The sequence below is a fragment of the Pelosinus fermentans JBW45 genome (assembly GCF_000271665.2).
Classification (GTDB): Bacteria; Bacillota; Negativicutes; order DSM-13327; family DSM-13327; genus Pelosinus; species Pelosinus baikalensis.
On record NZ_CP010978.1, the window covers coordinates 4042579 to 4056411 of the forward strand.

At 43.2% G+C, this 13833-nt stretch carries 10 protein-coding genes and 1 riboswitch; of the genes, 5 read left to right on the forward strand and 5 right to left on the reverse strand.

The genetic code is table 11. The annotated features are described in order from the left end of the window. The first annotated feature begins 612 nt into the window (after positions 1 to 612). The 5 genes from JBW_RS17875 (at position 613) to JBW_RS17895 (ending at position 6847) form a co-directional block, all read left to right on the forward strand. Positions 613 to 1590, forward strand: a complete 978-nt coding sequence (locus JBW_RS17875; protein ID WP_007960643.1) for an AraC family transcriptional regulator — start codon at positions 613 to 615, stop codon at positions 1588 to 1590. A gap of 249 nt (positions 1591 to 1839) precedes the next feature. Next, positions 1840 to 2580, forward strand: a complete 741-nt coding sequence (locus tag JBW_RS17880; protein WP_007960641.1) for an energy-coupling factor transporter transmembrane component T — start codon at positions 1840 to 1842, stop codon at positions 2578 to 2580. Further along, a complete protein-coding gene (locus tag JBW_RS17885) occupies positions 2561 to 4153 on the forward strand; it encodes an ABC transporter ATP-binding protein (RefSeq protein ID WP_235333952.1) in 1593 nt (530 codons plus the stop codon). Before JBW_RS17880 ends, JBW_RS17885 begins: the two co-directional genes overlap by 20 nt. Positions 4154 to 4175: 22 nt before the next feature. Further along, the gene (locus JBW_RS17890; RefSeq protein ID WP_007960639.1) at positions 4176 to 4784 is read left to right on the forward strand and encodes an MptD family putative ECF transporter S component; all 609 of its coding nucleotides are present in this window, start codon (positions 4176 to 4178) and stop codon (positions 4782 to 4784) included. Positions 4785 to 4849: 65 nt separating this feature from the next. Further along, entirely contained in the window at positions 4850 to 6847 is a 1998-nt protein-coding gene (locus JBW_RS17895) for a TonB-dependent receptor plug domain-containing protein (protein ID WP_007960638.1), read from the forward strand. A 219-nt stretch (positions 6848 to 7066) separates the two neighbouring features. Here JBW_RS17895 and JBW_RS17900 read toward each other — a convergent pair whose 3' ends face one another. The 5 genes from JBW_RS17900 to JBW_RS17920 form a co-directional block, all read right to left on the reverse strand. Continuing rightward, a complete protein-coding gene (locus JBW_RS17900; protein WP_007960636.1) occupies positions 7067 to 7603 on the reverse strand; it encodes a hydrolase in 537 nt (178 codons plus the stop codon). A 661-nt stretch (positions 7604 to 8264) separates the two neighbouring features. Next, positions 8265 to 8447: riboswitch (cobalamin riboswitch) on the reverse strand. Positions 8448 to 8585: 138 nt separating this feature from the next. Further along, a complete protein-coding gene (locus JBW_RS17905; RefSeq protein WP_007960635.1) occupies positions 8586 to 9785 on the reverse strand; it encodes an iron-containing alcohol dehydrogenase in 1200 nt (399 codons plus the stop codon). A 162-nt stretch (positions 9786 to 9947) separates the two neighbouring features. Beyond that, the gene (locus JBW_RS17910; RefSeq protein WP_045820630.1) at positions 9948 to 10496 is read right to left on the reverse strand and encodes a YueI family protein; all 549 of its coding nucleotides are present in this window, start codon (positions 10494 to 10496) and stop codon (positions 9948 to 9950) included. Positions 10497 to 10799: 303 nt separating this feature from the next. Beyond that, positions 10800 to 12203 carry a hypothetical protein gene (locus JBW_RS17915; RefSeq protein WP_007960633.1) on the reverse strand — a complete coding sequence of 468 codons (1404 nt, stop codon included), beginning with the start codon at positions 12201 to 12203 and terminating at the stop codon, positions 10800 to 10802. A gap of 173 nt (positions 12204 to 12376) precedes the next feature. Then, positions 12377 to 13774 (reverse strand): amino acid permease, encoded by a 1398-nt coding sequence (locus tag JBW_RS17920; RefSeq protein WP_007960632.1) that lies wholly within the window; start codon positions 13772 to 13774, stop codon positions 12377 to 12379. Positions 13775 to 13833: the final 59 nt, after the last annotated feature.

Consider the following 13833-nt stretch of genomic DNA (forward strand, 5'->3'; position numbering starts at 1 on the left):
AAATGATAACGATAATCAATGTCAAAGATAATCAGAGGTCATATTTGCTAAATTTTCGCAAATAAGGATGATATTTCTTTAATTAGCTTCCAAAATCTCCTATATTTTCTTATTTTAGAAAAAAAAGGATATAGCGACCTATTATGCAGTAAAGGAAAATATGCCCTCGCTGTCTGTGCTACTGAGACAACGGGAGCATATTCACTCAAATGAAAGAAATCTCTCCATTTTCAATTATCAACTTGCATGATCACCCCAAAATTGATACAATTGATAATGATAATCGTTTTACCCATTTACATCTTATATACAGATATCTTACGCACTCAATGGACACGACGTATCTTTTATTTAACATTCCAAGCGGTTAACAAATCCACAAATTCCGCAGACCTATTCAATCAACGTATGAGCCGGGCAGAGCATCTGCCGGCGAATACGGACTGCCGATCAGTCAGATTTCGCAAATTGCCGGTCACAAAAATACGGGTAGCTTGGCGGAGACCTTCCGGAAAATACAGGATTACTGCCTAACGAATACCATAATTAGCCCTGTTAAAATAGATAAATATATGATAAGGGATAAATATTACTTATCAAAGGGAGAATGTTATGGATTGGAAAACGGAAAAAAGTAACGAATCAGAAGAGCACTGGGTGTTATATAATAACAGGAAATATGTGTTATATCCTTCCCAGAACAGCATGAATTGTGCCCAAGTGACCAACAATTTTGGCAGTGGGCATGTGAAGCAGCTGTTTTCCTGCCCTTTTGCCCAAATTAAAGACTCTGAAATAATATTTTGTGATAGCATATGCGGAGGCGCCAATTTCAGCATGCCACGCATTATGCTATATTTTTGTCTAACAGGGGAATTGGTTCTGGAGGAAAACGAGCTTGTTGTAGATACGGCTAATTTTTTAGCCTTTAACGCAGCCAATCTAAGGCGCGTAAGGTTCCAGCCCAACCTTCGTCATCGGATTATCACTGTGGAAATCTATCCCGATAAGCTCAGAGATTTTGGCAATGATTACTTGCAAAGAGCTGTGCTCCGTAGTTTTCACGCTCACAACACAGCTTTTTCCACACATAAGCTGTCACCGGCGATGAAAACCGTGCTGCATCAACTGGTCAATTGTCCATATCATGACTCTGTAAAAACGATTTACATGGAGGGAAAACTGCTGGAATTCCTGGCGGTTTATCTGAATGAGACCATCTATCAAGATGAACCGGTGCTAGGTCATTGCCCAAACCTCTCCCGGCAGGATGTAAAAAGTATTTATCAGGCAAAACAAACATTAGATCAAAGCTTTGTCTCGCCACCAACCCTTGCGGTGTTGTCGAAACTGATTTGCCTGAACGAATTCAAATTGAAAAATGGTTTTAAGCAATTGTTCGGTCAGACAGTACATACTTATGTTGTCGATAAAAGACTGGAGCTGGCAAGGCAGCTATTTGAAGAAAAGAAGCTGAATGTGGGTGAAGCCGCTTCACATATCGGCTATTCGAATGCCAGTTATTTTGCCCTGGCTTTTCGCAAAAAATTTGGCGTTAGCCCGAGCGAATATCTGGCGCAGAATAAATAATAAAGGCTCTGCTTGCGACTGTATCATTTTAGATACAGTCGTTTTTGTATGTTTAAGATCATTTTTGCTAAAGCAGTATTATCCGATTAAGCTGTCAGAACTTTTTAACACCGTAAATGGGAAAAAATCCGTTTACTGTTCAATAAATCCTTTTACAGGTAGAAAAGCCCTGAATCTTTTTAGTATACTTCATTAGTGAAATAGATAATCATTCTCAATTTGTAATATTAATGGATTGGAGGTGAAATAGTGAATGATACGATTGACTTTAAGGCGTCCAAGCCCGATCCCAGAGTATGGATGTTTCTGGTTGTTATCATATCCTTCTTGACCGTCCTCTGCGGAAGCCGCCTTGAACTTTTCATCTTGTTTGCCGCGCTTGCCGTGATCATGACCTGGCAGAAAATGCTCGCAACGGTCATTTATTTTGTAGCATTCTATACGGCATTACTGGTACTCAATGAATTTCTTTGGCTTATTTCCATACCACCGGTCAGTATGGTAGTGGGCATGCTGGTTTTACTATTATTCAGGCTGATGCCGGTTTATATGGCCTACATAATCCTGTTGGAGAAAACGTCCATCAATGAATTGATTATCGCGTTGGAGCAGATGCATATTCCTAAAATGCTGATTATCCCTTTAGCGGTAGTCTATCGCTATATCCCCACAGTGAAGTACGAAATCTTGTATATTAAAGATAGTTTAAAAATGAGGGGACTGAATCCATCGTTAACCGGGATGTTTTTACAACCGGTAACAACGGTCGAGAAATTCATGATTCCTTTGCTGATTCGCAGCGGCAAGCTGGCCGATGAACTGTCGGCGGCGGCGCTGTGCAAAGGGCTTGATGCCGAGCACCCAAGGACTTCCTGCACCGGCGTCCGGTTTGAGCAAAAGGATGCCGTCTGTTGCGTAATATGTGCAGTGGCGGCGGGGACACTGATTTTTTTGCACTATTATCCAGGCTTTGGCCATTTGGTTCTGTAGAAAGGAGTACGACGATTCTGAAAAGTACAACACAGCCAATCATGCCCGGAAAGGGTTGGAATATGGCATTATGACAGAAAACTTACTGCAACAACATTCCACGATGCAGAAAAAAACGATAATTGAGTTCCACGATGTGCATGTAACGTACCGCAATCGTAACCGGGAAAGCCTTACCGGCTTTAGCCTGAATGTAAAGCAGGGCGAATTTGTGGTCCTGACCGGTAAAAGCGGCTGCGGCAAAACAACGGTAACCCGCTGCATCAATAGCTTAATCCCAAATTTTTTTGACGCTGAACTGCAAGGAGAAGTCTTCGTTGGCGGCCTGGATATAAAAACAGCCTCAATGAGGGACATATCACGCAGGGTGGGATCGGTTTTTCAGGACCCCCGCTCCCAGTTCTTTACCTTGCATGTCAGGAGCGAACTTGCTTTTCCCAGTGAAAATTATGGGATTGAAAGGCACATAATGCAGAAGCAAATCAAAAAAACCGTGCATGATCTACACCTTAATACACTGCTAACACGCTCCATCTTTACGCTTTCCAGCGGCGAAAAACAAAAAGTCGCTGTAGCATCCGTCTATGCCCTGGAACCGGATATTTATGTTTTCGATGAACCCTCCGCCAATTTAGACGAAACAGGCACGGATCAGCTGCTCGCTGTACTGAGCATCCTTAAAGCCAAAGGTCATACCGTTATTATCGCTGAACACAAGCTTGCCTATTTAAAGGATTTGCTTGACCGCGTGGTTTTTATCGAAGATGGACAGGGAAAGGAGGAATTTAGCGGTCGGGATTTTTTTGCCAAACCCGACCAGTGGTTTCGGGACAAGGGGCTGCGCCATTTTGACGGAACGGCCCTGCGTCCAGCAGCTAATACGCTAGAAACCCAGGCACCTTTGCTGCAGGCAGTGGCTATATCCTTTGGCTATAAAAGAGGAAAACCAATTCTGAACGGCATATCTTTAAGTGCCTATCGCGGTGAAATTACCGGGATCATGGGTAAAAACGGCGTGGGAAAAAGTACCCTGCTGCGAGTACTGATGGGACTGGAAAAACAACACCGGGGCGAAATCCTCCTTGAAGGCAAACCAGCTAGTACGAAGGCGCGTATGCAGAATTCCTTCTATGTTATGCAGGATGTCGATTACCAGCTTTTTGCCCCCAGCGTGTGGGAAGAGATACTGCTGGGATGTAAAGAGTCATCAAGCATCGTGGCGAAAGCAGAAGAATACCTGCGGTTCTTTCATCTGGAAAGCTATAAAGAGGCTCATCCCGCTGCTCTTTCCGGTGGGCAGAAGCAGCGTCTGGCCATTGCGTTAGCCGGTATGCGAAACGCCAAAATTTTATTCCTGGATGAACCGACCAGCGGCCTGGATGGAGAAAATATGGCAAAAGTCAGCGAACTCATAAGAAAGCTGGCGCAAGAAGGGCGGTGCATTTTTGTTATCTCCCATGATTATGAATTCGCAATAAATACATTTGATAAAATTTTCTCTCTGGAGGAAGACGGTAGGCTTACCCGCCTCTCCTTCGACAATAATAGAGCAGAATGCTCTACTCAGAAATAAGGAATAAAAGGGATGTTTTGTTATGGCTTCTTTAAAAACAAATAACAACCAGAATGTCCGGCATTTGATCACAATTGGCATTTTCAATGCATTGATTATTAGTATTTTTATGCTGCTGGGGTTTACCATTGGGCTGATCCCCGTGATTTTAATCTTCATGCCGGTTATATTAGCGATCCCTGGAGGAATTATTTTTATGCTGATGCTGGCGAAAGCACCGCTGCGTGGTGTGTTTGTCATCAGCGGCGCTTTGCTGGGTTTGGTTCTCTTTAACATGGCACCGGCCGGTGTGTTTGGACTGAGCATCTTTGTGGGGGGCGTGCTGGGCGAGATTGCCTTTGGCTTTATCGGCCAGGAAAAATTTATTGCGAAGGTCACCGGTTTTGCCTTTTACATGCTGGGCTTTGCCGTGGGAGAAAGTTTTCCGCTTACTTTTATGAAGGAAGCCTATATAGCGCAAGAAGCGACCAAAGGAACAGAGCAACTGGCTATCCTGCAACAATGCCTGGCGTTAATGAACCCGGCAATGCTGGCGGTAATCTGCCTGCTTACGGTGATTATGGCCTGTGTGAGCAGCTTATGGGGCAGACGGCTGCTGCGCACGCATTTTGAAAAAGCCGGCATTGTATAACGCTACAATCGCCATCAGCAAAAAGTTCATTCAATAGTCTTTCAATAATATAATGAGGTGAAATTGTGAAAAAAAAGCAAAAACAGCATTTGATCAGCCTCCTGGTGAGCGGGGCCGTATTAATGACCGGACAAACGGCCTTTGCCGACGAACAGGAATTCAGCATGGACGAGTATGTGGTGACGGCCAGCCGGATGCCGGTAAAAAAGACAGAAACTGCGGCCAGCGTGACTGTCATTACCCGTGAAGAGATTGAAAAAAGCGGCGCAGTCAGTGTCCCGGATATCCTCAACAGAACCACCGTGACGATGCAAAATGATACTACTGCCAGTGTGCCGACCATCAACGGCGACGTGCGGGTGCTGGTTTTGGTTGACGGCCGCGAGGTCAACTGGAAAGGCGGCGGGATGCATATGGGTCAGTCCGGCGCCAATCTTGACTATTTACCCAGCGTCGACAGTATTGAACGGATCGAGATTGTCAGAGGACCTGCCTCCGCCCTGTATGGCAGTGACGCGGTGGGCGGCGTCATCAATATCATCACCCGTAAAAGTGCCGAACCAGTCACCCGTTACTCGGCAGAAGCCGGCAGCTGGGGCCTGCACCGGTACAACCTAACTACCGAGAACAAGGTCGGCGATTTCAGCTACCGCATCAACTTTGAACGGAAAAGCCAGGATGACTTTCACTATAACAGCGGCTACAGCGGTGACAGTGACGCAACGGCCAAAAATACAGCCCTTGACCAGGATAAAATGAATATCCGTCTGGACAAAGACCTCGGCAGCAACCGTTCGCTGTCCCTAACCGTTGATCATACCGATGGCCGGAAAGGCTTTAATGTCATGCCGGATTACCAAGCCTTTGTCGACTCCGGCGGCAAAACTAATTATTTTACCCACTCTGTGCAAACCTATGTAGAGAATAATGTTAGTTTAACCTACAACTGGAACCAAGGAGACAAAGCCAATAGCTTTGTCAGATTGTACCGTAACTACTTTACGTATAATTATGATAATCATCCTGATGACTATCAGATCCCTGATTATTACTATAATGGCCGCTCATATACCAATCAGGCCGATGGGGCGGAATGGCAGCAAACCTGGCAAATCAATGACAACTATACACTGCTGGGCGGCGCTTCCTGGCGTCAGGTTACGGCCGACTCCGCAGAGTATGATATTGATATTCCGGCCTATGGTTACTATCAAGCAGGATACAACTACACCGACAAAAAGATATCCAACCGGGCCTTCTTTTTAGAAAATAACTGGCGGCTGCCAAAAAACTGGTCGGTAACAGCCGGGGCGCGCTATGACGATTACACCCTGTTCGGCGATAAAACCACGGCCCGCATCACGGCAAACCGAGAGCTCAACCAGACGACCAATGTGTATGCATCCTGGGGACAGATCTTTAAAACCCCGTTTATCGCCGATGTCTATGGAGGCGGTTTTATGGTCCCCAATCTGAACCTCAAGCCGGAAACCGGCGATGTGGTCACGCTGGGGCTGAACACCCGGCTGGCCGAAGGGACCGAGCTCCAGGCCAGCGTGTTTAGCAGCCGTCTTAACGATGCACTGGATTATATTGTGGTTGGTTATAATCAATATCAGTGGCAAAACGTAGCTGAACTGAAAAGAAAAGGGCTGAATCTGAGCCTAAAACGCCGGTTATCACCACAGTGGCAGGCATCGCTCGGGTATTCCTATGTTAAAGTGGAGGAGCAGGGGGCTACCCAGCGGGAAGAGATCAACAACAATGAGCCGCATGGTTACCGACTAGGCCTGCAGTACGAACAGGACAAATGGAATGCCAACTTTACCCTCCGGGGCGCAACCGGACGTGATACGCGGGCGTTTACGTCGTCGGACTACTGGGTGGCTGATCTGGGCGTAAACTATAAGGTAAATCCGGCTACTCGTGTTTATCTGAAGGTATACAACCTGACAAACGAAGCCTATGAACTGCATGGCTCCTACGGAGATTCCTCTAACCTTACAGGGCTCTATCCGATGGCGGGCAGACAGGTTGTCTTTGGCATCGATCAGCGGATATAGCACTACTAAATAGAATACATTAAATAATTTGTTCATACAGTCAGTTAACCTCTAGTGATGGTTAATGGACTGTATGAATTTTTTCCTTCATTATATTTTTCCTTCATTATTACAACTAAAGAAAGGCTAGAAAGGCTGTCTCACCACGTAAGAAACCGTGGGTAGACAACCTTTTATGATCAACAAAAAAATGGCATTATGAATTAACTGTATTTCTAACTACTTTACTAGTCGCGAAATCGTCCTAAATGCATCAGAGCCAGCTTGATAACAAAGCTCAAATAGAACGGATTCTACGGTGGTAAGAATAGCCCCTTCATATTTCATTCTTTCCAATGCGATTTCATAATCACTTCTGGTACGGGAACCTATTGCATCTGCCACCACAATCGGCTGAAAACCAAACTCTTTCAAATCAATTACCGTTTGCAGTACACAAATATGAGCTTCAATCCCTGCAATGATAACATTTTTACTGTCCCGCTCATGAAGTTCCTTGACTAACGCCTCATTGCCACAACAACTAAATGTTGTTTTGTCATGGTATTCTGAAAAATATGGACGCAATTGTTCAATGGTATTTCCCAATCCTTTTGGATATTGCTGAGCAGCCATAATCGGAATCTCTAATGCTTTTAATCCTTCTATAAGAGTCGTTATTTTTTTAGCTATAATCTCACCGCCAACAATATAAGGAAACAGTTTTTCTTGCACATCCACCATCAAAAATTGAGAATTTTCTTTTTCCAAGCGCATATATTTCCCCCTCTTCTTTATTAAAATGATAGAAGACTACCATAATGCTGCAACAAAATCTTACTCTCCTATTTAGCTATTATTTGAAGAAACTCCTTTATTATACCGCTTGACGTAATCCCTCCTTAAAATTTAGCTTTACATGTTAATTATGAAGCTAAACTATCCAACAATCCATGACTTATTATTCGACATACATGCCATAATTTTTGATTTATCGACTTCTTTCATAGCCGGTCCATCATTTCTTACTACCGCCTCATGGAGAATTACACATTCAGAATATGATGATATTCTTTCCTCTTAACATTTACCCAATAAGAATAAAAATCCTGCACAGGTTTATATGTAATCATTCACCTGATCTTTCTTATACGAAAAAAAAGTTCCGTTTTCACGGAACTTAGCTGCCCTTCCCAAGACAACTCACAACATAGCAAAGGATAATGAAAGTTTGGATCATATGTTAGCTATTCCGTACCCAGATACGAAACAGTCACATAACAAGTAAAAAATCTCCCGACCACTACTGATCGGGAGAAACAATTAAGAGCATCATAGCTATACTTATAGAAAATCCTAGCGAAAAATTGCGCTAGGATATAAGTACAATACAACATTTGCTGTGCACTTAATCCCCTCCCCATCTCTCGTGGGTAAAAACGGTGATTGTCAAATAGGCAGTTCTCCTGGCTCTGGATCATTGTTTACCCAAACCTTCCCAAGACAGTTGTCTCAGTGGTATACCTTGGGTTCACTCCTCATTACAGTGGCGGGACCGCGCCGGCATTAGACCGGACTTCCCTATTAAGCCCCTTAGGGCACCTATCTCAACATATGGAATTTTATAACATTCATATTGGTAACTGCTTATATAATAACACTTTATTTTACTATGCACAAGTCTATAAATTTTATTTATTACATTTGGGAATCGATAGGATGCAAATTTACCATAATGAAAATTTCTATTTCAATTTGCTTATAACGAATCCAGGTAAATGGCAGCAACCGTTTCCCGACTCGCTTCAATTGGCGCCATACTTAAAAGCAGTTCCAAACTAGGAGTTTCAAAAGCAAGGTCTGTCAATCGGGCTACATCACTATCAACAAAGCCTTCTTCTCGTAAGCTTTGCTTCATGCCATGTTTCTTAAGCCACTGTTTTAAACCAATATATGCTGCCTCTGCTTCCGTTGCTTCCCCTTTTAAACCAGGCACAATAGGTGCCAAGATATCCGCCAAAATGACGGCTTTAGCCGGATAGATATGCTTTACTACTGCAGGCAATAATACTGACAAGCCCGACCCATGAGGCAAATCAGCTTTGATACCGCTAAGAGGATGCTCCATGGCATGGGTTAAGTGCAGCAATCCATTGTCAAAAGAAGCCCCTGCAATCATCGAAGCATATAATAAATAATAGCGAGCTTCCAAATTCTTTGGATCTTCTTGCGCCAATGGCAAGTAACGGGTAACAAGTGAGATTACTTCGCGAGCCAACGTTACAGCATATATATTCCCCAGCTTCGTAGTAGCTGCTTCAATGGCATGATTGACAGCATCAATGGATACATAAGCAGTCTGTTCTGGCGGCAAAGTAGTCATAAGTGCCGGATCATCAATGGAATATAGAGGATACAAGCAGTCATAGGCAAGGACTGGCTTATACTCTTTCTCCGGTATACTGACAACAGCAAAGCGATTGGCTTCCGTTCCAGTTCCATGCGTCAAATTAATGGCAATAATCGGTACTGCCTTTTCTGGCAAAAAAGTATATTCATATAACTCTCGTGCAGTTTTACCTGGATTGGCTACTAAAGCAGCCACACTCTTTCCTGCGTCAATGGGACTGCCGCCACCAATGGCGATAACAGCTTGTGCTCCAAATTCCAGTGCTGCATTTGCCGCTTCGTCAACTTGATCAACGGTTGGATTGGATGTGACTTTACTATACAACACTGGCAGGATATTGACGGCATCCAATGCTTTTTTCACATGCTCCCAAGCACCAGATTTGATGTGAGATCCCCTGCCAGTAACCACGACCACCTTACTAATTCCTTTTTCAGATAAAGTTTTTGCAATGTCGGTCATTTTAGTAATGGCACCAATACCAAAATATACGGTTGTTTTAGTACGGATTTCAACAATTTGTGCTAAATCAATTTCTTTCCCCCACATGTACATCCCCGCCTTTTCTGATTTTTCAGTTTATGTATACTGCTAGTATATCGTACCCTTAATGCAAAAACAATCCTTTTTTTGTGAAAAAAGTAACAGAACTAATAGAAATAAAACTCTCCGCCAAAATCGCGAATAGTTATATTTCTATAGTTACTTATCTTATTTATGCCCTGGGCAGGTATCACCAGTTAAGCGGTCTATCCATGTCAACTGCCGGTAATTGATCGTTTCATTTTCATCTGCTTCGGCGATCTGCTCCATACAATCCTTACATATTTTTTGCCCAGCTGCTGCAATGATTGCTGGCGGTATTCCCAAACGACTTAATCGGCTGCTCCTGTCTTCCACTTCAATATCCTGTATATCTACAGCCTCATCACTGATCACGATGAGTCCTGTATCGCCCCGGAAACTAGGATCACTACGCACAGAACTTATTTTCTTGCAACGCACTGCCAAGGATTTATATTTTTCAATAACCCGATAGTCTATGTTTCCGTTGATGATCAGCTTGTCCGCTCTTGGGTCCTTAAGAGCCTGAAGGATTTCTGAATAAATCCCTTTTTCTCGTACTTGCTCTGTGGTTAATTTCTTTATGATTCGTTCTCTAAATTCCCCCAAATACTGTACCTTTTCATCATATTTTAATTCAGGTGCTCCATGCAGCCCCACCAATAAGGCCTGCTCAACTTTATCTTTTTGCACCATTCTGCTAATATCTTTGGATTGGTCTTGGCTATCGATAACAATCCCTCCTAACGCTACTGACGTAATGCTATAGAAAACTATATCATATATTTGGACTCATTTCCAATCGCAGAAGAGGGATAAAACCGTTTGAACCGCGAAGACGCGAAGAATATGAAACAATGGGGAGCTAAAAAGGAACCACAGAGGCGCAGAGAACACTGAGAAAAGATATAATTAGGGCTAAAAACCTCTGTGCTCTCCTTTGTGTGCCGCGAGCGGCGGCATTGTGCCTTTGTGGTTCGTAGAGAAAAACCTTTAACATCAAATTAAGAAGATGGCAACGATTGTTGTTACAAAGAGGCCAATCATTACTGGCAGCAAATTACGCCGTGCTAATTCGAAAGGACTCACATTACAAATGGCCGCAGCGGCGATTACACTCCAAGGAATTAAAGTGCCCCCGCCAGTAAAAACTGCAGCAATTTGCCCTAATGCAGTCAAAGTTCCTATACCTGAACCAATCGAAACGGAAAAAAGCTTCGCTAGGGACCCAACGAGGGATATACCTGAAAATCCAGAGCCATCGAGACCTGTTATAATCCCCACAATCATGATCGTAAATGCCCCAATTGTCGGACTGATAGAAACCATTTGAGCCATAGCTAAACCTAAATCATTGACTAATCCTTGTGATCCTAAAGGCAGGATCTTGCCAAATATAGAAGTAAAGCCACTATCACCCAAGTAGAAAAATGCAGCGATGGGAATAATCGGCCCAAAGACCGTAATGCCAAACTTCAATCCCTCTAGCAAATAGAAAGTCGTTTTTTCAATGCCATTATTGCGATGAGCTACAAGAGATATGATAATCATAATGAATATAGAGGTTCCGCCAATCAAAGCCGTTGCATCTGATCCTCGTAAATTAAAAGCATATAGTGCGGCCACATCCAAGCCAAAGAGGATCGGCACCATAGCTGCAATCCATCCTTTAGTTTTAGCAGAAAGGGAAGTATGAATAAGCAGATCTTCTTGCTCATTAGGATCACTTACTACAACCGTTTCATTTTCTACCGTTAGCTTCCCAAGAGCCATATCTCTTTTTAATAACCAATAAGCAGCACTTACCGTTACCACTCCCATTACAATCAATAAGGGGATACTTGCACTTACTACCTCCTGGACTGGAATACCTGCGGCTGCAGCTGTCAATTTCGGTGCGCCTTGAATCACCAAATCCCCGGATAGAGCAATTCCATGTCCAAACAAGTTCATAGCAACTGCAACCCCCATAGCTGGTAAGCCTACGCGACGACTGACTGGCAGCAATACAGCACCCATAAGTGCTGCTGCTGGTGAAGGCCAAAAAAAGAAGGAAATGATCATCATGAACAATCCAATGAGCCAATATGCCATACCAGGAGTGCGAATGATCCTTACAAAAGGCTCTACCATAATTTCGTTGACCCCTGCATGAAGCAGGGCTTTACTCATAGCTACGATGAGAGAAATAATCAAAATCGTACCTGACAGTTCATTGATTGCATAAACAAAACTATTAAATATCCCAATAACTGCTTGATTCAATGTTCCTGTTGCCACATAGCCCATTAAGAATATCCCAATAATGCAGATCAGACTTGTATCTCTGCGCATTGTCATGGTAAGGATTATCAAAAGAATAAAACTAGTGAAAATCCAATGTAAAGAAGTCAGTTCAAACATTAAACTTCCCCCTCTAAATTCAGTACTATGACAGTGTATGCAAATGATAGGAAAAGAGCTACTAAAAGACTGCTACAAAACATAAAGCTCAGTTCTGCCTATCGCAAAACTGAGCTTATAAATATTGAAAATACTACATAACAGCTTACAAGCAAACTATAAAATCACTCTACTTACTTTTGATTTGGTTTGTTATTCTCATGTAAGTTACTATGAGAATAACCATACATCCCATAAATGACTAAACCAATCGCACTCCAGATAAAGAACCGAATCCAAGTTGCAAAGGCCAAATTATACATGATATAAAAACAACAAAGTACTGCTAATGTAACAACAATATTTACTGCGGGACAGCGGAATGGACGTTCCATATCCGGCTTGGTTTTACGAAGAACAACGACTCCAATCGTGGCTATGACAAAGGCAAACAAAGTACCAATGCTACACATCTCAGCAACAATGCCAATCGGGGTGAAACCGCTGATGAGGGCAACACCAACACCCACTATGATGGTAATTACATGAGGAGTCCGATATTTCTCATGAATTTTTCCAAGAACCGATGGGATGAGTCCATCCCGAGACATTGTGAAAAATACCCTGGTTTGTGCATACATCATAACTAATAATACCGTAGAAAGTCCGCAGATTGCCCCCGTTCCAACTAATGCCGAACCAAAATTATAACCAAGAGCCCGCAGAACATAAGCTACCGGTTCTGCATTATTTAATTGATAATAGGGCACGACTCCTGTCATAACGGCAGCTACAGCAATGTATAAAACAGTACATACGGCTAAGGATCCTATAATCCCAATAGGCATATCCCGCTTAGGATTACGGGTTTCTTCGGCAGCAGTAGCAATCGAATCAACACCAAGATAGGCAAAGAATATAACTGCCGCTCCAGCAGAAACACCAGCAAAACCAAAAGGCATAAACGGCGTCCAATTCGCAACATCCACCTTGGGTCCAGCCATTAGCAAAAATATAAAAATCGCACCCAGTTTTATAGCCACCAATACCCGATTTACTGTCACACTTTCTTTGACGCCAAGCACTAATAAAAACGTCATAAACAACGTGACTAAAACGGCGGGCAAATTCACAATACCTCCATCTGCCGGAACCGCTGTTAATGCCAAGGGTATATCAATTCCCCCTGATTTGAGCAGCCCAACGGTATAAGCGGACCACCCACCCGCAACGGCACTGGCTCCTACAGAATACTCCAATACCAGATTCCAGCCAACCAGCCAGGCAATTCCCTCACCTAAAGCCGTATAGGTGTAAGTATAGGCACTGCCAGCAATAGGAACCATGGAAGCAAGTTCCGCATAGGCAAGACATACAAAGGCACAAGTAATACCCGATATAACAAAAGATAGCATAATACCAGGTCCAGCATATTTAGCAGCTGCTACACCAGTTAAAACAAAAATCCCTGTACCAATAATTACGCCGATCCCAATTAATATAATATCTATGGCTTCCATAGTCTTTTTAAGAGAATGTGTCTTGGCTTCGTGTTCCATTATCGTAATGCTTTTCGTGCGAAAAATATCCATTGGTCATCCTCCTACTAAAATAAAATTCTTCCAAGGGTATTACTTCCAGGTTTATTGAT